The following is a 19,472-nucleotide window of genomic DNA, read 5'->3' on the forward strand; positions in this document are numbered from 1 at the left end:
TTCAGTCGCCTCCCGTGCGCCCAGGCTGCAGCGGTCCGGCCGCGTAGTCGCGACGCGGCACCTGTTTCATCAAGGGACGGAGCTGCAGCGTGTAGAACGTTTCCAAGTAGCGCGCCATCGGTTCGCGCTCGCGCGCGGCGAGCTGCCCGCAGCACCGACTGACCTGCGTCAGCGTCACCAGGCGCTCCGCGTAGCGCGCCCAGTTATAGTGCAGCTCGACCCGTTCGAGCGCGGCCCGCGACACCATCGTCCAGCGCGCGGGGTCATCGCGACAGCGCTCGAAGAACTCGGCCATCCGCTCGGCCGCCTGCTCGCCCTGGGCCGGGTCGAGGTGAAAACCCGAGCTGCCATCCTCGATGATCTCGCGCGGTCCGCCGTGGCAGGTGGCGAAGGTCGGCAGGCCGCAGGACATCGCCTCTATCACCGTCAGACCGAAGCCCTCGTGGACCGCAGGCTGGACGAAGGCCCCGCGGCTGTCGGCGACGTAGCGGTAGAGCTCGCCGACCAGCGCCTTCTCGAGCAGCAGGCCGAGCCAGCGCAGTTGGCCGTCGAGCTGATGCTCGTCCATCAGATCATGCAGGCGCTCGATCTGGCCGCGCTCGTCATCATCGTCGGTGCGGCCGGGGTCGACGCGGCCGGCCACGACCAAGAGGTTGACCTGCTCGCGCAGGCGCGGGCTGCGGCCAAACCACTCGACCAGACCGGAGATGTTCTTGACGCGGTCGAGCCGGGTGATGGCGAAGAGCAGCGGCTTGTCGCGGTCCTCGAGCACGCCGCGCGCGTCGGGTCGGACGTCATCGCCATAGAGCAGCTCCTCCAACTCAGTGTGCAGGTCGGTGAAGCGGCGCGCGCTCTCGTCGTAGGGGAAGTACACGGCCGGATCGGCCCCGGGCGGGAGGATGTTGAAGCGGGCATCGAAGGGATCGACGCCGTCGACGACGCGGTAGAGCCCGGGCAGCGTGAAGGCCGCATGGCTCTCGTATTGGCCCACGCCGCCGGCGGCGGTCCCCGCCAGCTCCTGAAAGCTGCTGACGACGACGAAGTCGGCGCCGTTCATCGCCAGCAGATCGGCGCTGACCTGGCAGCCGAAGTGATACTGGCGATCGTGCCGTCGCCACTCGAGGTCGGCGTGGGGGCGCTTGGTCTTCTCGAGCGCGTGCGCCACGCTGCCCAAGGTGACGCCCTGCCGCTGCGCGATCAGCCAGGCGACCAGGTTGCCGTCGGAGTAGTTGCCCAGCAGCAGGCTGGGCGGGCCCCCGAGCTCCGCCAGCAGCTCGCGTTCGACCTCGGCCGCGAAGTCCTCGAGGTAGGGCCAGAGCTCGAAGCGCGAGATCCACTGCGGCACCACCTCGCCGCTGCGGTCGCGGAAGGGCACCCGCATGATGTGCGCGTGCCGCGTGCCCCCGATCGCCTCGATCGGCTCGCTGCAGGTCGTCGAGGGCGACTCCGGGATCAGGCGCGTGACGACGATGATCTGCGGGTCGATCTCGAGCCCCTGATCGGCGAAGCGGCGCCGCAGCTCACCCTCCAGCGCCCGCACCTGGTCGAGGATGTAGACCACCTGCCCGCCGGTGTCGGCGCGCCCGAGGACATGGGCCTGCCCAAAGAAGCCGTGGGGCGAGATTACGACCACCGAGGTGACGAGCGGCAAGCGCGCGAAGAGTCGCTGGAGACCGGTCGTATCCGGTGCCGCGAGCAGATCGCTCAAGAGGCGCATCGTCTCGCGGGCGCGACCCGCGGTGCCGCCCCAGCCGGGGGCGAAGCCGAGCGCGCTCAGGCGCTCCTCGATCGCCGGCCAGCGCGCGCTCGAGGCCACCGCCGCGAGCTCAGCGTCGGCGCGCGCCAGCGCCTGGCGCAAGGGCTCCGGCTGCAGCAACTCCGGCTGCAGCAGCAGGGGTCGGCCGCGATGCCGCACCTGCCCGAGGAAGGCCACGAGCTGCGCCGCGGCCGGGGATCCGCCACGGGCCAGGCGCTCGGCCAGCCAATGGCATGATTGGGTCAACCCCTGGCCGATGCCGCGCGCATCGCGGGCGCGCGGTAGGGCGCCACGAAAGACGCCAAAGTCGAGCTCGAGGGGCCAGGGGTAGGGCTCGGTATCGCCGAGCACCAGGCGTTCTTTGGCGGCGAGGAAGGCCCGCAAGGCGATCGACTCGACCAGCGGATGCTCGACGTGCAGGCGCAGGTAGCGCCACTGTCCGACCTCGAGGCGCAGCGCCAGGTAGAGCCAGGGCGGCTGCCAAACCGCGTCGTCGGCGAGCGCCAACGCCCGCGCCAGGGCGCCGGGCGCGGGCGGGCGCTCGTGCGGCGCCTTCTTCGCCCCCGGCCCGCGCGCCTGCAGGGCCTCCCAACGCTGCCGCAGCTCGCCCACCGCCGGCAGCGGCAGCTTAGCCGCAGCGAGCTGCTGCAGCCAGGCGCCAAAGCCGGGGTCTTGGGCGCGCTGCCGCGCGAGCCCGTCCACGAGCTCGTTGCTTCCGTTCTCGGCCACCACAGGCTCCCGTCAGCACAGCCCGGTGCGCCAGTCCGCGCTCACGCTAGATCGCTTTGCCAAGGTTGGGAAGCCGCTGCCAAGGCGCCCCCCAGGAAGGCGCGGCGAAGCCGTGAGCGACAAGCTGTAATCTTGCCGCAAATCCTCGGCTGGGCTGTACTTGAGGGGCCAACGATCAGAACGATCAACAAGAAGGAAGCGACATGCTCAAACGGCTCTTCGGCCTGCTCCCCTTCCTCTGGGACAATTGGGTCTCCATCCTCGGCACGCTGATCACCACGGTGTTCGGCAACGCGATGCTCGTCTTCACCGTCGTCGACCTGGTGGGGCATGGGCTCAACCCCTACGTCGCCACCGTGACCTACCTGGTGATGCCACCCTTCTTTGTTGGCGGCCTGGGCTTGATCGCCCTCGGGGCCTGGCGCTCACGCCGGCGCCAGCGCGAGGCCCCGCTGCGCACGGCCGTCGCCAGCGTGCTGGCGAATCAACGGGCCCGGCGCACGATCGCCTTCGTCGTCATGGTGACGCTGGTCAACGTGGTCTTGGTCTCGCTGACCGCCTACAAGGCCGTCAGCTACAGCGAGACCTCCGAGTTCTGCGGCGAACTCTGCCACACGGTGATGGAGCCCGAGCATACCGCCTACCTCGCCTCGCCCCACGCGCGCGTGAGCTGCGCGGGCTGCCACATCGGCGAGGGCGCCTCGTGGTTCGTCAAGTCGAAGCTCTCGGGGGTACGCCAGATCTGGGCGGTCTTCGCCGGCAGCTATTCGCGCCCGATCGCGACGCCGATCGACAACCTCCGTCCGGCGCGCGAGACCTGTGAGCACTGCCATTGGCCGGCCAAGTTCCACGGCGTCCACCTCTTGCGCCGCGACCTCTTTGCCAACGACGAGGCCAACACCCGCCGCACCAACGTCGTGATGCTCAACGTTGGCGGGATCAACGCGCGCACCGGCCGCTACGAAGGCATCCACTGGCACGTCAGCCCCGCCGTCAAGGTCGTCTACCAGGCGCTCGATCACAAGCGCTCCAAGATCGGGCAGGTCAGCGTCTATGAGCATGGGCGCCTGGTGCGCACCTTTAGCCCGGCGGGCGCTGCTAAGGCCTCGGCGAGCACGAGCGCGCCAGGCGAAGCGCGCACGATGGAGTGCATCGACTGCCACAACCGGCCGACGCATATCTTCGCGGCCTCTGCCGCGGTGGCGGTCGACGGTGCCCTCAGCGCGCGGCGGATCGACGCCGCGCTGCCCTTCGTGCGGCGCCAGGCCGTGGCACTGCTCGCCCAGGTCGAGACGCCGCGCGCCGAGGCCCCGGGGCACTTCACCAGCGCCTTGCAGGGCTTCTATCGCGAGCGCTATCCGCAGGTGGCGCAGGCCAAGGCGCAGGCCATCGCCGCGGCCGGCGCCGAGCTCGGCCGCCTCTACCAGCGCAACATCTTCCCGGCGATGCGCATTCGCTGGGGCACCTACCCCAGCCATCTGGGTCATCGCCAAACAAGCGAGGGCTGCTTCCGCTGCCACGACGACGAGCATAAGGCGGCCGACGGGCGGGTGATCCCCCAGGACTGCGACCTCTGTCATGAGGTGCTGGCCGAGGAGGAGGAGAAACCAGACGTGCCGGAAGGCCTGCTGCGCCTGGCGCGCTGAGAACCGGTGCCTCCGCCCATGCGTCTCAGGCGATGCGTCTCAGGCGATGCGTCTCAGGCGACGTGCTCCGTGTAGCCGGCGCTGCGGTGGCGCGCGCCCGGCAGGTGGGCATCCCAACAACCCGGGCTGCAGAAGACGAGCCTGAGCCGCCCGCTGTTGCAGGTCGCCACCGTGCACTTGAGGTAGGCCTGCCCGCGCGGCAGCGCCTTGCCGCACATACTGCACTTGCCGAACTTGGCTGGCCCTTCGCTCATCGCCTCGCTCCTGTCGTGCTGCCCGGCTGCGCTGGCGTAGAGACGCGCTGCGCGGGCTTAGAGACGCTCAGTGCCCGGGCGAGCTGCTGACGCAGCTCGTCCTCGCCACCGCCGCCAACGTGAACGTAGAGCACCTCGCCGCGGCGCCCGATCAATACCAGCTGCGGGATCGTCTGCACACGATAGGTCTCCGCCACCAGGTCGTTGCCGATCGCGTGGACCACGCCACTCGCCGGCTGTCCTCTGCGCTGGCGCCGCTCTGCTTGCTGACGCAGGACTTGGCGCGCGCCGCTCGCGTTGCCCTCGATCTCCACGGTCAGGGCCTGCAGCCCCTGAGCGCCGTAGTCGTCCTGCAGCCCGTCGAGCAGCGCCAGCTTCTCGCGACAGGGCGGGCACCAGGTCGCCCAGAGCTCGAGCAGCACGACGCGACCGCGCCATTGCTCGAGGCTGATCGTCACGCCTTCGAGCGTCGGCGCGCGCAGCGGCGGCGCCGCTTGCCCGCGCGCAAGCGGCCGCAGGCGCTCGCCGTCGCGGAGGAGGCCGACCGCCTGGTAGACGACCAGGGCCACCGCCAGGCCGACGACGATGCGCCCCAAGACGCGCGCGAGCGGCGCCTCATCGGCGCGCGCGCGATCCCCTCCGCGTGCTCGCTGGGTCATGCCGCCTGCTCGCCTCCTCGGCGGCTCAGGCCGCCGCCTCGCGCAGGGTCCGGGCCGCCAGCCCCAGCATGACCACGGACCAGAGCCCACCGCCGACGAGCGCGACGAGGCGCAGGTCCGCCTGCACACCCTCGGCGGCGAAGAGCGCCACGCCGCTGAGGGCGAGCTTCAGCACCACCGCCGGCAGCAGACAGAGCGCGGCGAGCTCAGCATAGCGCGCGGGCAGCCGTCCGCGCCCGACCCACCAGAGCAGCGCACCGCCGAGGATGCTCGCCACGAAGGGCAGGACCACCGCGCGCGCGGCGGTGTTGAGCAGCAGAAGGAGGCCGCCGACCGGGCTGACGTCGATCGCGTACCAGGCCGCCGCCGCGAGCTGCGACAGGCGCAACGCGGGCACCACGAGCAAGAGGAGGGCCCAGAGGTCGGCGAAGCCGCCGCTCGCGCCGGGCGGCGCGGCCCGCGCGAGCGTCGCGCGCGGAGCGACGATCATGCCGCCGAGTCGTCCGATGAAGCCGCGCATCGCTGAGGGCGCGCCGGCCGCTACGCGCCGCCGCCGGCGGCGCGCTTGGCGGCCGTCGCCAGCACGCTCGCCACGTTCTTCGAGCGGGCCACGGCGCGCAGATCGCCGGCGCGCAGGTGGCTCAGGAGCCGCATGGCCTGGGCCAGCGGGCACTTCGGGTTGTTCACCAGCGCGACCTTGATCTGGTAGCTGCGCTGCCATTCGCGCTTCTCGGCGATCAAGCGGATGATGTCCTCGGCGAGGTTGCGATTGGCCGCGTACCGCGCCGCCTCGTTCTCGCTCACCCCGGGCGACCGGATCGCGGCCTCGGCGACCATGCGGATCGGGTCACGGATCAAGACAGCGCGCTCGAACGCCGTCCCCAAGGTGGCCTTGCGGATCTTGGCGTTGACCGGGAGGCGGCCGATATCCTCGGCGTGACGCTCCCGCTCCTCTTGCTGACCGAACTCCAGCTCGCCCAGCGCCTCGCCGTCGATCGCGCCGTCGACGACCGTGGCGAAGATCGCATCGATCGCCGCCGCGTCGAGCAGGGCTCCCGCTTTCGCCCCCTCGTCGGCCGCGAGCTCGCCCTTGCCCTCCTCCTCGCTCGTCGCCGTGCCGAGAATGTTGGCGGCGATGTCCTTGAACTGCGGGATCCCCGCCAGCTCGAGGCCGTTGCGGACGGCCAGCTCGAGCAGACGCTCGACGGTGGACATGCGCGCCGCGCGATTGAAGTAGAGCGTCTCGATGATCGCCGGTGAGCGCAGGACGCGTAGCTCGTTGGCGGCGATGATCTCGAGCTGACGATCGCTGCTGAGCTTGGACGCCAGGGAGATGAAGGTCTGGTCGTCGGTCTGCGCGTTGAGCAGCACACGCTCGATCAGGGCCGCCTTGTTGATCACCCGCAGCGCGAAGAACTCGATCACGCGCGAATCGACGGCGCCAGCGAGTGCAGCGCCCACCGCAGCCTCGGGCAGCTTGTCCGCCGTCTGGCGCGCCGCCGACGCGATCGCCTCATCGCTGTCGAAGCCGAGCTGGTAGATGGCGGTCACGAGGTCCAGCGGACCCAGCGGCGCCAGGCCGCGGGCCGCCATCATCCGCGCCGGCGCCGGCGTCTCGGCGCCAACGACCCGCGACACGGCGGAGGAGAGCTTCCCGGGCTCCAGAACTGTCAGTGCGAGACTCAATAGCGTGACCCTTTCTCGGCGCGGAGCCCTAGTCCTCTTCCTCGGCGACCTTGGCCTCGCCAATCACCTTCTCGGCGAGATTGGCCGGCAGCTCTTGATAATGCGCGAAGGCGACGTGGAAGTGGCCGCGACCGGCGGTGATCGACTCGAGGTCGATCGCGTAGCGCAGGATCTCGGCCTGGGGCACCTCGGCGCGGATGGCTTGCTGCTGGCCGAAGGCCTCGGTCCCCAGGACGCGCCCGCGGCGGCTGCTGAGGTCGCCGATGACGTCGCCGATGAACTCGGCCGGGCAGACGATCTCGAGGCTCGAGATCGGCTCGAGCAAGATCGGATGGGCGGCGCGAAAGGCGGCCTGGAAGCCCTTGGACCCCGCGCGCTCGAAGGAGCGGCCATCCGAATCGACGGGGTGGTACTTGCCGTCCTTGAGGGTCACGCGGACGTCGACGACGGGACAGCCCGACAGGCCACCGCGCAGCATCCGGTCGCGAATGCCCTTCTCGATCGAGGGGATGAACTGGCGCGGTATCGCGCCACCGAAGACCTCGTCGACGAACTCGAGCGGGCCCTCGACCTCGCTGTCCTTGGGCTTGGGCTCGATATCGAGGTAGACGACGCCGTACTGACCGCGGCCGCCGGATTGCTTCTTATGCTTGCCTTCGACGTGGGTCGCCTGGCCCTTGATCGTCTCGCGATAGGGAATCCGCGGCAGCTCGAGCTCGACCTCTACACCATGACGCTTGAGCTTGCCGACGGCCAGCTCGATCTGCGCCTGGCCCAGCCCGCGGAGCAAGAGCTCATGGGTCACGGGGTCGCGATCGAGGTGCAGTGAGGCGTCCTCCAGCAGCAGGTCGGCCAGGCGCGCGGCGAGCTTCTCCTCGTCGCCCTTGGCCTTGGGCCGCAGGGAAAAGCCGATCACCGGCGCGGGCAGCTCGGGGGCGGCGAAGACGATCGGATCGTGCTCATCGACGAGCGTGTCGCCGGTATGGGCGTCCTTGAGCTTGGGCAGCCCGACGAGATCACCGACCGTCGCCTGCTCGAGCGTGTCACGGCGCTTGCCGACCAGCGTGTAGAGCTGGCCCACACGCTCGTGCGCGCCGGTCCTGGCGTTGATCAGCTGACTGTCGTGGCCGAGGGTGCCGGAGACGACGCGCAGCAGCGTCAGGCGTCCGATGTCCGAGGCGATGGTCTTGAAGACGAAGCCGGAGAAGGGCGCCGCCGGATCGTACGCGCGGGACTTGGGCTGGCCAGCGCGGTCGCGGCCCTTGGCCGGCGCGCGCGCGGTCGGCGGCGGACAGCAGTCGGCCAGGAAGTCGAGCAGCAAGGCGCTGCCCAGGTTGCGCGTCGCCGCGCCGCAGAGCACCGGCACGAGGGTGCCCGCGAGCAGCCCCTGGAGGAGGCCGCGACGCAGCTCCTCGTCGCTCAACGCGCCGGTCTCGAGGTACTTCTCGATCAGCTTGTCGTCGGTCGCCGCGATCGCTTCGACGGCCTGCTCGCGGGCCAGCAGCGCGTCGGCGCGCAGGGCCTCGGGGATCTCGCCCACCACCGCGCTATGCCCGTCGGCGCCGAGGGTCAGGGTCTTGAGCGGCAGCAGGTCGATGATCCCACTGAGGTCGTGGGCCTGCCCGATCGGGAGCTGCAGCGCGACCGCCTTGTCGCTGAGCAGACGCCGCACCTGCTCCAGCGCCTGGGCGAAGCTGGCCCGCTCGCGGTCGAGCTTGCTGACGAAGACGACGACGGGCAGCGCGCGCTCGCGCGCCGAGGTCCAGGCGCGCTCGGTGCCGACCTGCACACCGTCGGCGCCGCTGACGAGCAAGAGCGCCGTATCGGCGGCCCAGAGGCCGAGGAGCGCGTCCGCGGAGAAGTTGGCGTCGCCGGGCGTGTCGACGAAATTGATCTTGCGACGCTTCCACTCGCAGGAGCCGAGCGCGAGCTGAATGCTCGCCTTGCGCGCCAGCGCCTCGGGTTCGCTGTCGAGCAGGGAGGTCTCGTCGTCGACCTTCCCGAGCCTGGAGCTGACCTTGGTCTCGAAGAGCAGGGCCTCGCCGAGCGAGGTCTTTCCCGACTTGCCGTGGCCGACGAGCGCCACCGTGCGGATGTCACCGGCGTCGAATTTCTTCATGCCGCACCTCCCGCTGGCCGGTCCTGCCGACTCTCCGGTGCTAACAGATGCTAGCCCTCATCGCCACTTCCGGCGCCCGTGTTTCAGGCGGGAACGCGGCCCTGGTTGCGCTGGTGGAGCAGGCGCAGGCCTTCGAGCGTGAGCAGCTCATCGACCTCGCTGATCTGGCGCGAGGCGCCGGCGATCAGCCGCGCGAGCCCGCCGGTCGCCACGACCTTCGGCTCGAACTCGAGCTCGGCGCGCAGCGCGGCGACGACGCCGTCGACCAGGCCCGCATAGCCGAAGTAGAGCCCGGCCTGCATGCTCGCCACCGTGCTGCGGCCGACGGCGCGGGCCGGTCGCTCGATCGCGACCCGCGGCAGCTTGGCCGTGCGGCGGTAGAGCGCCTCGGCGCCGATGGCCAACCCCGGCGCGATCGCCCCGCCGAGGTATTCGCCGCGCGGCGTGACGCAGTCGAAGGTCGTGGCCGTCCCGAAGTCGACGACGATCAGTCCCTGCTGCCAGCGCGCGTAGGCCGCCACCGCGTTGACGATGCGATCGGCACCGACCTCGGCGGGGTGGTCGTAGAGCACGGGCAGCCCGGTATCGAGCTCGGGGCCGACCAGCAGCGCCTCGACGGTGAAGCGCCGCCGCAGCGCGACCCGCATCGCCTCGGTCGCCCCCGGAACGACCGAGGCGATGATCGCGGCGGTCGGCGGCCCGACGACCGTCCCGAGTCGCAGCAGTTGGTCGAGCAGCACGGCGCTCTCGTCGGCGGTGCGGTCCGCCGAGGTGGCGATGCGCCAGTGCTCGAGCAGCCGCGCGCCGTCGAAGCAGCCGATCACCGTATGCGAGTTTCCGAGGTCGCAGGCCAGCAGCATGGGGACTCCTTGACGGGCCGCAGTATGGTGCGCGGAGGCCGCGCCGACCAGCCCGGGTCGCGAGACGGGCCGAGACGCACGCGCTGGCGGTGATCCGCCCGCGGGATCCAAGCCGCGCGGCCCGGCGCCAGGATCCACCCAGGCGCGGCAAGGGCAAGGGGGGCACCACGGGGCAGAGCAGGCGCGCCAAATTGACGCGCCCCCCTGAATTACGATAGAATCTCGGCCCATAACGATCGTCTTGGCTCGCTTTTCGGAGGCACGATGGAGACGGCGCTCCACGAAGAGGCCCCCCGCGTTCTCGTCGTCGACGACGAGAAAGTAATTCGCGGGATCCTCAGCGACTTCCTCACCACTGAGGGGTTAGTCGTCCGCACGGCCGAAAACGGCGAGGCCGCCCTGGCCGAGCTGCAGCAGCGCTCCTACAACCTGGTGATCAGCGACCTGAAGATGCCCCGCATGGGCGGCCTCGAGTTGCTCGAGGCGATCAACCGGCTCCAGCTTCCGGTGCTGACCATCATCATCACCGGCTTCGGCACGGTCGAGACCGCGATCGAGGCGATGAAGCGTGGCGCCTATGACTACGTGCTCAAGCCCTTCAAGGTCGAGGACATCGTCCACATCGTCAAACGCGCGCTCGAGCGCCAGCGCCTCGAGCGCGAGAACATGCGCCTGCGCGAGGCGGTGAGCGTCTACAAGATCTCGGAGGCGATCAGCCAGAGCCTGAGCGTCGAGCCGATCCTCCGGCTGCTCGTCGATACAGCGATCGACGAGCTCGGCGCCGACGCCGTGACCTTGCTGCTCGAGGACGAGGAGAACAGCGGGTCCTACAGCGAGCGTCTGCGCCGCTGCCGCAATGGCCACGAGCAGGCGCTGACGGAGCCGAGGGTCGGCGAGCTGCTGCGCTGCTATGAAGGCGCGATGCCCGTGCTGGCCCACGGCGCCCGGCTGCAGCAGTTCTTTCCCGCGGAGGTCGACGCGGAGAGCGTCGTCGCCTTCTGCTCGATCCCGCTCGTCGTGCACCACCGCATCGTCGGGATGCTCAACGCTTGCTCCTATACGCGCGGCCGCAAGTTCAACGAGGGTCAGCGCAAGATGCTGGCGGTCCTGGGCAGTCGCGCCGCCTTCAGCATCGAGAACGCGCGGCTCTACCAGAACCTGCTCGATTCGAAGCAGCGGCTGGAGGTCGCCAATCTCAGCCTCGAGGAGAACTTCCGCCAGACCATCGTCGGCTTCGCGAACGCGCTCGAGGAGAGTGACCGCTACACCCGCGGCCACTCCGAGCGCGTCTCCGTCTTCGCGCGGCTGATCGCCGAGGGCCTCGGCCTCTCGGAGCGGGACCTCGACCGCGTGGTGCTCTCGGCCAAGGTCCACGACATCGGCAAGATCGGGATCCCGAGCGAGAAGCTGAACAAGGCCGGTCGCCTGACCCCCGATGAGATCGCCATCTTTCGCACGCATCCCGAGAAGGGCCGACGCATCCTCGATCCGATCCCCTTTCTGCGGGACCTCGTGCCGGCCGTCTACTGCCACCACGAGCGCTACGACGGCAGCGGCTACCCGCAGGGGCTGAGCGGCGACCGCATTCCGCTGATCGGGCGCATCATCAGCGTCGCCGACACCTATGACGCGATGACGACCGATCGCGCCTACCGGCGCGCCCTGCCTCATGCCGCGGCGCGGGCCGAGCTCCAGCGCTGCGCCGGCACGCAGTTCGACCCCGAGATCGTCGCGATCTTCGAGCGCGAGCTCGGGCGGCTCGGCTTCAACCGCGACGATCCCGGACAGCTCGTGCTTCCGTCGATCGCGCTCGTCGGCGGCTACTGAGCCAGCCCCCGTGAAGGGGTGCGCGTCGGACTTCTGTCTGGCGAGCATCGGCGCTATCCTCCCGCGCAGCCCCAACATCCTGGTGTGACATGCCTCGCGCGATACCGCGGCTTGCCGCTATCGGGCGGATCGTGCTCGATCCGCCCCTCTTCTGGAAGCTGACCGTGCCGATGGTGCTCGTCGTCGGACTGAGCACGCTCGGCTCGTTGACCAGCCTGCGCACGGCGCAGCGCAGCGAGGGCGTCTTCGAGCGCCTCTATCGCGATCGACTGCTCGACGATCGCGCGATCGCCCGCGTCTCGGCGCTGCAGCTGCGGCACTACTTGACCTTGACGCGGCTCGTGACCCTGACCGAGCGGCGGGCGGTGGCGCCGGCGGTGGCGCGGGCGGCGCATACGCTGGCGCGCGTCGAAGCGGCCCGCCAGGACGCGGCGCGCCAGCTCCTGCTGCGGCTGCGCGAACGCCGCGGGGCCGCTGACGCGCCCGGCCGCCCCAGCGCGCAGCAGGTCGCGCAGAAGTACGGGCAGTACACGGCCAGCGCTCGGGCGGTGCTCGCTTGCCTCCGTCGCGGCGAGCAGGCCGGCGCGCTGGCGCTGACCAATCAAGGGCTGCGCCCCCTAATGGCTGACCTCTCCGAGCTGACCGCCAAGCTCAAGGTGCATCAGGAACGGAGCAGCCACCTACTCCTCGCCCGCGCCAAGGCGCTGCAGAGGAGCAATCGTTGGCTGACCCTGGCACTGCACGCGGCCGGCGCAGTGTTCGCGCTGCTGGTCTCCTTGCTCGTGGCCCGCGTGCTGACCGCGCGCATGCGCCTGCTCGTCGCCTGCGCGGGCGCCCTCGGCCAAGGGGAGCTCGGCGCCCGCGCCAAGCTCAACACGCGCGACGAGTTCGGTGCGCTGGCCCGGCGCCTCAACGCGATGGCGCGCCGCCTGTCACGGCTCTTTCGCGAGATCGATCACCAGCACTCGGCGCTGCGCGAGAGCGAGGCGCGCCTGCAGGCGATCCTCGACTACTCGACGGCGGCGATCAGCCTGAAGGACCGGCAGGGGCGCTATCTCCTGGTCAACCAACGCTACGCGGACCTGACCGGTCTGGCAGGCAGCGCGCTCGTCGGCCTGACGGACGACGCCTTCTTCCCGCCCGAGATCGCGGGCGCGCTGGCCGCGCACGACCGCGCGGTGATCGAGGGAGGGGAGCCGCTCACCGTCGAGGAGGTCTTCTCACACGCTGAGGGCGCGCCTATTTTTTTGGTGCTGAAGTTCGCGCTCCAGGACGCGCAGGGGGAGCCCTACGCCCTCTGCAGCATGGCCAGCGATATTACGGCGCGCAAGGAGGTCGAGCGCTTGAAGAGCGAGTTCGTCTCCGTCGTCAGCCATGAGCTACGGACGCCGCTGACGGCGATTCGCGGGGCGCTTGGCCTGCTCGAGGGTGGCGTGGTCGGCACGCTCCCGCCCAAGGCCCGCGAGCTGGCGGCCTTGGCGCGCCAGAACAGCGAGCGTCTGGTGCGACTGATCAACGACATCCTCGACCTGGAGAAGCTAGCGGCCGGCAAGGTCGAGCTGCACCTCCGCCCGCTGACGATCGCGGAGGTGATCAAGCGGACAGTGGACGAGCTCACGCCGCTCGCCGATAGCGCCGGCATCGTGGTCGACACCGGCGCGGTGGACGCGGCCCTCGAGCTGAGCGCGGACCGCGACCGACTGATCCAGGTGCTCACCAACCTGCTCGGCAACGCGATCAAGTTCTCGCCTGAGGGCACGACGATCACCATCGGCGCGCGCGGGGTCAATCAGCATCGACTGCGCGTCAGCGTCACCGACCAGGGGGCAGGCATCAGCGCCGAGCAGCAGCAGCTGCTCTTCACCAGGTTTCAGCAGCTCGATGGCTCGGACGCACGCAAGAAGGGCGGCACGGGCCTCGGCTTGGCGATCGCCCGCGCGATCGTCGAGCAGCACGGCGGGCGCATCGGCGTCGAGAGCGCCCCGGGCCGCGGCAGCACCTTCTTCTTCGAGCTGCCGCGCGAGCAGCAGGTCTACGAGATCTGAGCCGCGGTCCTTCATCTGAGCGGCGGTCCTTCGGTGTATGATGCGCTCCACCATGACGCATTCTGACGTTGTCGGCGCTGAGCCCGCCGGTCCCGCGAGTGACGAGATTCGTCTCGGCATCTCAGCGTGCATCCTCGGTCAGGAGGTGCGCTACAACGGCGGGCATAAGCTCGACCGCTTCCTGCGCGACACGCTCGGTGCCTTCGTCCGCTTCGTGCCGGTCTGTCCCGAGGTCGAGATCGGGCTCGGGGTGCCGCGAGAGACGCTGCGCCTCGAGCGCTCCGCCGCCGCCGAGGTGCCGCGGCTGGTCGCAAAGCGCAGCGGCAGCGACCACACGGCGGCGATGGTGGCCTTTGCCCGCGCCAAGGCGCGCGAGCTCGGCGCGGCCGAGCTCTGCGGCTTCATCTTGCAGAAGGGCTCACCGAGCTGCGGCATGGAGCGCGTGCGCGTCTACGGCGCGGGCGGCGTGCCGCAGCGCCAGGGCCGCGGGCTCTTCGCGCAGGTCTTGATGGAGACGCTGCCGGAGCTTCCGGTCGAAGAGGACGGACGCCTCAACGACCCGCGCCTGCGGGAGAACTTCATCGAGCGCATCTTCGCCTACCGCCGACTGCGGCGGCTGTTCCAGCCGCGCTGGACCCGCGGCGAGCTGGTGGCCTTCCATAGCCGCGAGAAGCTGCTGCTGCTCGCCCACGATCGGCCGAGCTACGAGCAGCTCGGCCGCCTCGTCGCGGCGGCGAAGGCGACCGAGCGCAAGGCGCTGGCCGAGCAGTACCGAAGCCTCTTCCTCGGCGGCCTGGCGAGGATCGCCACGACCCGCAAGCAGACCAACGTGCTGCAGCACGTCGCCGGACATCTGCGCGAGGTGCTCGACGAGGCCGGGCGCAGCGAGCTGCATGAGCTGATCGAGCACTACCACCGCGGCTGGGTCCCGCTGGTTGTCCCGCTGACGCTGATCCGCCACCATGTGCGACGTCACGCGCTGGCCTACCTGGCGCAGCAGAGCTACCTCGACCCGCATCCGCGCGAGCTGATGCTGCGCAATCATGTTTGAGCACCGTCAAGGCGCTCAGGAAAGGCAGAGTGCGATGTATTCGCCGGAGGTCTTCGTTCGCGGCGGTCTCTCGATCGCCAAACAGCGCCTCCCCGTAGACCTGCTGATCGAGGGTGGGCGGCGGCTGGAGGGCGAGGTCTTCGTGCTACCGCGGCTCAGCGAGCGCGGCGGCCGCGAGACTCTGCTCGACCTGTTTCAGCTCCCGGACTCCTTTCTGCCCTGCAGCACGGCTGAGGGCACCCTCCTGGTGCAGCGCGACCGCGTCGTCTGGGCCCGCGTGACGAGCGCCGTCGATGCTGGCGTCAGCGACCTCGCCGGCGCCGTGGAGACGCCCATCAGGCTGACGCTCGCCGGTGGCCTGAGCGCGGCGCAGGCCGAGGTCGAGGGTGTACTGCGGCGCTGGCCGCCGCCGGACGGGGAGCGCGTGCTCGATACGCTGGCCGGCGCCGAAGCGTTTCTTCCGCTGCTGCAGGGCGAGAGCACGCTGCTGGTGGCCAAGCGCTACATCCTCACCGCGCAGGAGATCTCGCCCGCTCAGCAGGCCGCGCCGCGGGCCGGCCGACGCCGCGGCGCTGCGAAGCCCGCCGCCGCCTCGCCCCGCCGCAAGGGCACCACACCCAAGCCGGCGCGCGCGCGCTGAGCGCCTGCTGCTTCGCGCCAGGCCGGCGACGCTCCCATGCCTTTACTCTTCGTCGAGAATGACGATTCGTTCTCCTGGAATCTGATCGACCTGCTGCCCTTCGCACGCGAAGCGATCAGCGTGCAGCCTGGCCTCGCGGTCGCCGGCGATCCCACGCGCCTCGAGGGCATGGACGCGGTCGTGATCGGCCCGGGCCCCACCGACCCAGCGCGGGCCGGCATCGTCGGCATCGTCGCCGAGGCGGCGCGACGCGGTCTGCCGCTGCTCGGCGTCTGCCTCGGTCATCAGGCAATCGGTCTGGCCTTTGGGGCGCGGTTGGTGCGGACGCAGCCCTGCCATGGGCAGCCCCACTGCATCACCTTCGAGCGATCGCGCCTCTTCCCCGGCTGCAGCGGCGCGCACGAGGTGATGCGCTACCATTCCCTGGCCTTGACCGACCTACCCGCGCCCCTGCGGGTCGTCGCGGCGACGGCCGATGGCATCGTGATGGCGCTCGAGCATGAGCGGCTGCCGATCGCCGGCTTGCAGTTCCACCCCGATTCCTATGCGAGCCCGACCGGGCGCGCGATCGTCGCCGAGTTCTTCAAGGGCACGCTGGGGCCTCGACGATGAAGCTGTCGCAGCTCGATCGCTACCCCTCGTTTGCGCTGCTGGGACCCGGCTTCGCTGAGAGCAGCTGGCTCCTGCTGGCGCCGCTTTTTCCCGCGCCCCGCGCCCGCCTGCGGGACGATCAAGCGCCCATGCTGGTCTTCGCCCCCTTCGAGACCTCGGGATCCGCTGCGCAGCGTTGGGTCGGTGACGCAGCGCGGGCTGTCGACCTGGAGTGGGATGTGCTGGCGCGCCCGCTGGCAGTGACGCTCGACGAGGGCGACCACGAAGCCGGCGTCGAGCGCATCCGCTCGGCCATCGCCGCGGGGGATGTCTACCAGGTCTGCTATTGCCGCAGCGCCGCGCTGGCGCCGGCCAGCGGGGCCGAGCTGCTGGCGACGCTCTGCGCCAGTGGCCTGCCGCGCTTCGCGGCCTGGGTGCGGCTGCCCTCGGGCGAGGAGCTCGTGTCGGCCTCGCCCGAGCTGCTCTTCGAGACCAGGGATCGGCAGGTGCACGCCGAGCCGATGAAGGGCACCGCGGGGCGTGCAGCGGACGCGCAGCTCAGCAGGAGTGAGAAGGACCGCGCGGAGCTGGCGATGATCACCGATCTCGTGCGCAACGACCTAATACCGCTCTGCCGTCCGCGCACCGTGCAGGTGAGCTGCGCGCGGCGCCTGGTGGCGCTGCCCTATGCGCTGCAGGCGGTGAGTGACATCGTCGGCGAGCTCGCAGCGGGCGTCGGTCCGCTCGAGGTGCTCGCCGGGCTGCACCCCGGCGGCTCGGTGACCGGCGCGCCCAAGCGCGCCGCGCTGGCGCTGATCGCCGAGCTCGAGGCGGAGCCGCGCGGGGCCTACTGCGGGGCGCTCGGGCTGGCGCGCGGCGATCGTTCGATCTTCAGCCTGTTGATCCGCACGGCCCTGCGCCGCGGCGAGGGCTGGCGCTACGGCGTGGGCAGCGGCGTGGTCTTCGCCTCCGACGCCGCCCGCGAGCGTGACGAGCTGCACCTCAAGCTTGGAGCCCTGGGATGCGCTACACGCGGCTGAGACTGACGCCACGGGGCATCGTGCTCGGCGCCGAGCAGCAAGCGCGCCTCGGCGCCGACGAGGGTGCGGCTCGGGCGGCGCTGAGCGCCTTCGCGCGGGGCGCCCGGCCCGGTTGCTGGGTGGTCTGGCTGGGAGGCGACCCGCCGCGGCTGCGCGCGGAGCGGCGCGCCACCAGCCGCCTGCGTGATGGACTCCCCGTGCGCTTCAGCGTCTCGCCGGTCGCGGAGCGCCACGGGCTGCTGCCCAAGCCCTGGGCGCCCTGCGCCTACGACACGGTGCGCAGCGCGCTGCAGATCACGCTGCTGACCTCAGCCGACGGGCAGGAGATCTGGGAGGCTTGCAGCGGCGCCGTCGTCGGCTGGGATGGTCGACAGCTCGTTTGCGTGCCCGCGGACCGGCCTCGGGTCGCCTCGACCTCGGAGCGCGCGCTGCGCCGGTATCTGACCGCCAGCGAAGCGCCCCTGCTGACGGCCGGCCGGCTGCCCTTGCTCCTGATCAACGCGACGAAGGGCAGCTGCGCCCTGCCGCTCGGCGACAGGCCTCCCTTCCCCTGGGCGGTGCGCCGCCGCGTCGACGCCGTGCTGCGCCGCAGCACCTGCTGGCCCTGAGGCGCGGGCGGACGCCGGCGCTGCCGGCAGTTGCGCCCGCCGGGCGGGTCGTCTATAGACGGCAGCTCGTCGCCGGGCGCGAGGAGGGTTGACGCCGGACGAGCAAGAGGAGCGCTGGATGCCGACAATCGCGGCGGTCGCGGCAGTCGCGGCGAGCGACGTGATCGAGGTGGTCGGTGCCTCTGCCGAGCCGATCCAGCACTCCGTCCTGGCGCTGATCGGACGGCTCCATCCGTTGACCGTTCACTTCCCGATCGCCTGGCTGCTGCTCGCGCTGCTGGTCGAGCTTGGCGCGGCTGGATTTCGCCCGCCGGGCTGGCGGCGCGCGACGCTGCCGCTGCTCGCGCTGGCTGTGCTCTCCTGCCTGCCGAGTATCGCCTCTGGCCTGTTCCGCGCGACCAGCGTCGCGGTCGGCGGCGATGCCGCGACGCTCAGCCTGATCGTCGACCACCGCAACCTAATGCTCGGCAGCGCGACCTGCGCCACCCTCGCGCTCGCCCTCGGCCTCTGGCTGCGGCGCCACGAGGGTCGGCGCGCGGCGTGCTGGAGCTTCCGCGCGCTGCTGGTCCTTGCGGCGACGCTGCTGATCGCGGGCAGTCACCTCGGCGCCAAGCTGGTCTACGGTGAGCGCTATCTGCGCTTCTGAGCGCATCGCGCTGCCGAAGGCAGGGCGGCCAGCTTCGCCAGGTAGTCCTCGGTATGCGCGCTGATCCGCGCGCGGTTGTCGTAGGCGAAGAGCTGCATCCGCTGCTCGAGCGTGCAGGCGTCGCACCAGCGGTCCCGGCCCAAGACCGCGGCAAGGTCGTCCGAATTCAGGACGTCGGTGATCATGTCATCGAAGGCCGGCTTGAGCGCCCCGAGCTGGCCCGCCTGGGCCGCGAGCCGGTCAGCGAAGAAGCTGCGCGCGGCGACGTCATGAAGCAGCCGACTGCGGAGTGGTAGGCCCGGCAGGTCGTGATGGCGCGACGGGACATGCAGCCGCGAGGCGTTGCTCAGCAGATCGGCCAGCTTCACGCCCGCGACGAGCTCTCCGCCACGGCTGGCCAAATCGGCGAAGGCAGCCGCGCGCGTCATCCGCTGGCGCAGATCGCGCGTACCCACGGCCCCTGCGCCCATGCGGGGGACATGCAGGTACTGCGCGAAGCCGTGGGGCGAGGGCGGCTCGGTCAAATAGACGACGGCATCGCCCACACCACCGGCGCCCGGCACCTCGATCCCCGCGAAGGCCTCGTTGAGCGCGTCGCGGGCCGCCGCCGTGCTCCAGATCAGCCGCTCGGAGCGCGGCAGCTCGGCCGGCGGCGCCTGCCGGTCGATCACCTGCAGGACGGCGGAATTGGCCTCCTGATGCGTCACGGCCAGGTGGACGTTATCCTCGATCAGGTCATGCAGCAGTGCCAAGATGACGCCCAGCGCCTGCGTATCCTGCGTGGTCTCGCCTGAGCGCCGCAGCACCTCCTGGAGCACGAAGGCCACGGATTCCGGATGCGCAGCATGCGGGATCTGCGCGATCTTGCGCTCCTGGTCGTAGGCCAGGTAGTTGATCGCCACCGCGCGGTCGAGCGCGAGAGCGAGCCGCCCGCTCGCTTGGCTCCTCAGGCGGCCGATGCTCTCGGGCAGCGCCACGCCCAACCGACCTGACCGACCAAACTCGAGGGCGTCGAGCAGCACGGCGAGCGAGGGCCGCGGGCCGAGCTCGCTCTGAAGCGCTTGGCGCTCCGTCACGAGGCGCCGGACCGTCGACCGGGCGGGCGCGTGGGCCATCTTCAAGAAGTCATGCACGGGCGACGTGGGGAGACGCAGCGCTCGACAGGCCGTCTCGATCGGCCGTCCGTGGTCGACGACAAAGGCGGGACACGCTCTGCTCGTCTCGGCGGCCGCCACGCTGGGTACCAGCGCGAGCGCGGCGACCAGGGCGGCAAGACGAGTCAAGGGGCGCAAGGGGCTCGACGGCATGGCCGACT

The 19,472-nt window shown here is 70.8% G+C and carries 17 protein-coding genes; 9 read left to right on the plus strand and 8 right to left on the minus strand.

What is annotated here, in order from left to right:
• Position 1: 1 nt before the first annotated feature.
• Positions 2-2,485: a sucrose synthase gene (locus IPL40_11020; protein ID MBK8481693.1), complete on the minus strand. Its 2,484-nt coding sequence runs from the start codon at positions 2,483-2,485 to the stop codon at positions 2-4.
• A 203-nt stretch (positions 2,486-2,688) separates the two neighbouring features.
• Between IPL40_11020 and IPL40_11025 the strand changes: the two genes are divergently transcribed.
• Positions 2,689-4,131, plus strand: a complete 1,443-nt coding sequence (locus IPL40_11025; GenBank protein ID MBK8481694.1) for a NapC/NirT family cytochrome c — start codon at positions 2,689-2,691, stop codon at positions 4,129-4,131.
• 53 nt (positions 4,132-4,184) lie between these two features.
• Here the strand turns inward: IPL40_11025 and IPL40_11030 are convergent, their stop codons facing one another.
• From IPL40_11030 to IPL40_11055, 6 genes are all read right to left on the minus strand, one after another.
• Complete coding sequence (locus tag IPL40_11030) at positions 4,185-4,385, minus strand: hypothetical protein (protein MBK8481695.1); 201 nt, start codon at positions 4,383-4,385, stop codon at positions 4,185-4,187.
• A complete protein-coding gene (locus tag IPL40_11035; protein ID MBK8481696.1) occupies positions 4,382-5,044 on the minus strand; it encodes a TlpA family protein disulfide reductase in 663 nt (220 codons plus the stop codon). Before IPL40_11035 ends, IPL40_11030 begins: the two co-directional genes overlap by 4 nt.
• Positions 5,045-5,069: 25 nt before the next feature.
• Positions 5,070-5,564, minus strand: coding sequence for a hypothetical protein (locus IPL40_11040; protein ID MBK8481697.1), 495 nt, complete (start codon positions 5,562-5,564; stop codon positions 5,070-5,072).
• Between the two features lie 20 nt (positions 5,565-5,584).
• Complete coding sequence (locus IPL40_11045) at positions 5,585-6,730, minus strand: hypothetical protein (protein ID MBK8481698.1); 1,146 nt, start codon at positions 6,728-6,730, stop codon at positions 5,585-5,587.
• Between the two features lie 28 nt (positions 6,731-6,758).
• Entirely contained in the window at positions 6,759-8,849 is a 2,091-nt protein-coding gene (locus tag IPL40_11050) for an elongation factor G (GenBank protein MBK8481699.1), read from the minus strand.
• An 83-nt stretch (positions 8,850-8,932) separates the two neighbouring features.
• A complete protein-coding gene (locus tag IPL40_11055) occupies positions 8,933-9,709 on the minus strand; it encodes a type III pantothenate kinase (GenBank protein ID MBK8481700.1) in 777 nt (258 codons plus the stop codon).
• 264 nt (positions 9,710-9,973) lie between these two features.
• On the opposite strand from IPL40_11055, the gene IPL40_11060 reads away from it, so the two are divergent.
• The 8 genes from IPL40_11060 to IPL40_11095 all read left to right on the plus strand — a co-directional run bounded on the left by IPL40_11060 (position 9,974) and on the right by IPL40_11095 (position 18,157).
• Positions 9,974-11,536 (plus strand): response regulator, encoded by a 1,563-nt coding sequence (locus tag IPL40_11060; GenBank protein MBK8481701.1) that lies wholly within the window; start codon positions 9,974-9,976, stop codon positions 11,534-11,536.
• Positions 11,537-11,667: 131 nt separating this feature from the next.
• Positions 11,668-13,581 carry a PAS domain-containing protein gene (locus IPL40_11065; GenBank protein MBK8481702.1) on the plus strand — a complete coding sequence of 638 codons (1,914 nt, stop codon included), beginning with the start codon at positions 11,668-11,670 and terminating at the stop codon, positions 13,579-13,581.
• 52 nt (positions 13,582-13,633) lie between these two features.
• Positions 13,634-14,632 carry a DUF1722 domain-containing protein gene (locus tag IPL40_11070; protein MBK8481703.1) on the plus strand — a complete coding sequence of 333 codons (999 nt, stop codon included), beginning with the start codon at positions 13,634-13,636 and terminating at the stop codon, positions 14,630-14,632.
• A 34-nt stretch (positions 14,633-14,666) separates the two neighbouring features.
• Complete coding sequence (locus tag IPL40_11075; protein ID MBK8481704.1) at positions 14,667-15,272, plus strand: hypothetical protein; 606 nt, start codon at positions 14,667-14,669, stop codon at positions 15,270-15,272.
• A 36-nt stretch (positions 15,273-15,308) separates the two neighbouring features.
• Positions 15,309-15,884 carry an aminodeoxychorismate/anthranilate synthase component II gene (locus IPL40_11080; GenBank protein ID MBK8481705.1) on the plus strand — a complete coding sequence of 192 codons (576 nt, stop codon included), beginning with the start codon at positions 15,309-15,311 and terminating at the stop codon, positions 15,882-15,884.
• Positions 15,881-16,903, plus strand: a complete 1,023-nt coding sequence (locus IPL40_11085) for a chorismate-binding protein (protein ID MBK8481706.1) — start codon at positions 15,881-15,883, stop codon at positions 16,901-16,903. Before IPL40_11080 ends, IPL40_11085 begins: the two co-directional genes overlap by 4 nt.
• A complete protein-coding gene (locus tag IPL40_11090) occupies positions 16,885-17,511 on the plus strand; it encodes a hypothetical protein (protein ID MBK8481707.1) in 627 nt (208 codons plus the stop codon). Before IPL40_11085 ends, IPL40_11090 begins: the two co-directional genes overlap by 19 nt.
• A gap of 118 nt (positions 17,512-17,629) precedes the next feature.
• Positions 17,630-18,157 carry a hypothetical protein gene (locus IPL40_11095; protein ID MBK8481708.1) on the plus strand — a complete coding sequence of 176 codons (528 nt, stop codon included), beginning with the start codon at positions 17,630-17,632 and terminating at the stop codon, positions 18,155-18,157.
• Here the strand turns inward: IPL40_11095 and IPL40_11100 are convergent.
• Positions 18,142-19,464, minus strand: a complete 1,323-nt coding sequence (locus IPL40_11100; protein ID MBK8481709.1) for a hypothetical protein — start codon at positions 19,462-19,464, stop codon at positions 18,142-18,144. The two genes, IPL40_11095 and IPL40_11100, sit on opposite strands and share 16 nt — an antisense overlap.
• Positions 19,465-19,472: the final 8 nt, after the last annotated feature.

This window comes from Pseudomonadota bacterium, from assembly GCA_016711215.1.
GTDB lineage: Bacteria > Myxococcota_A > Polyangia.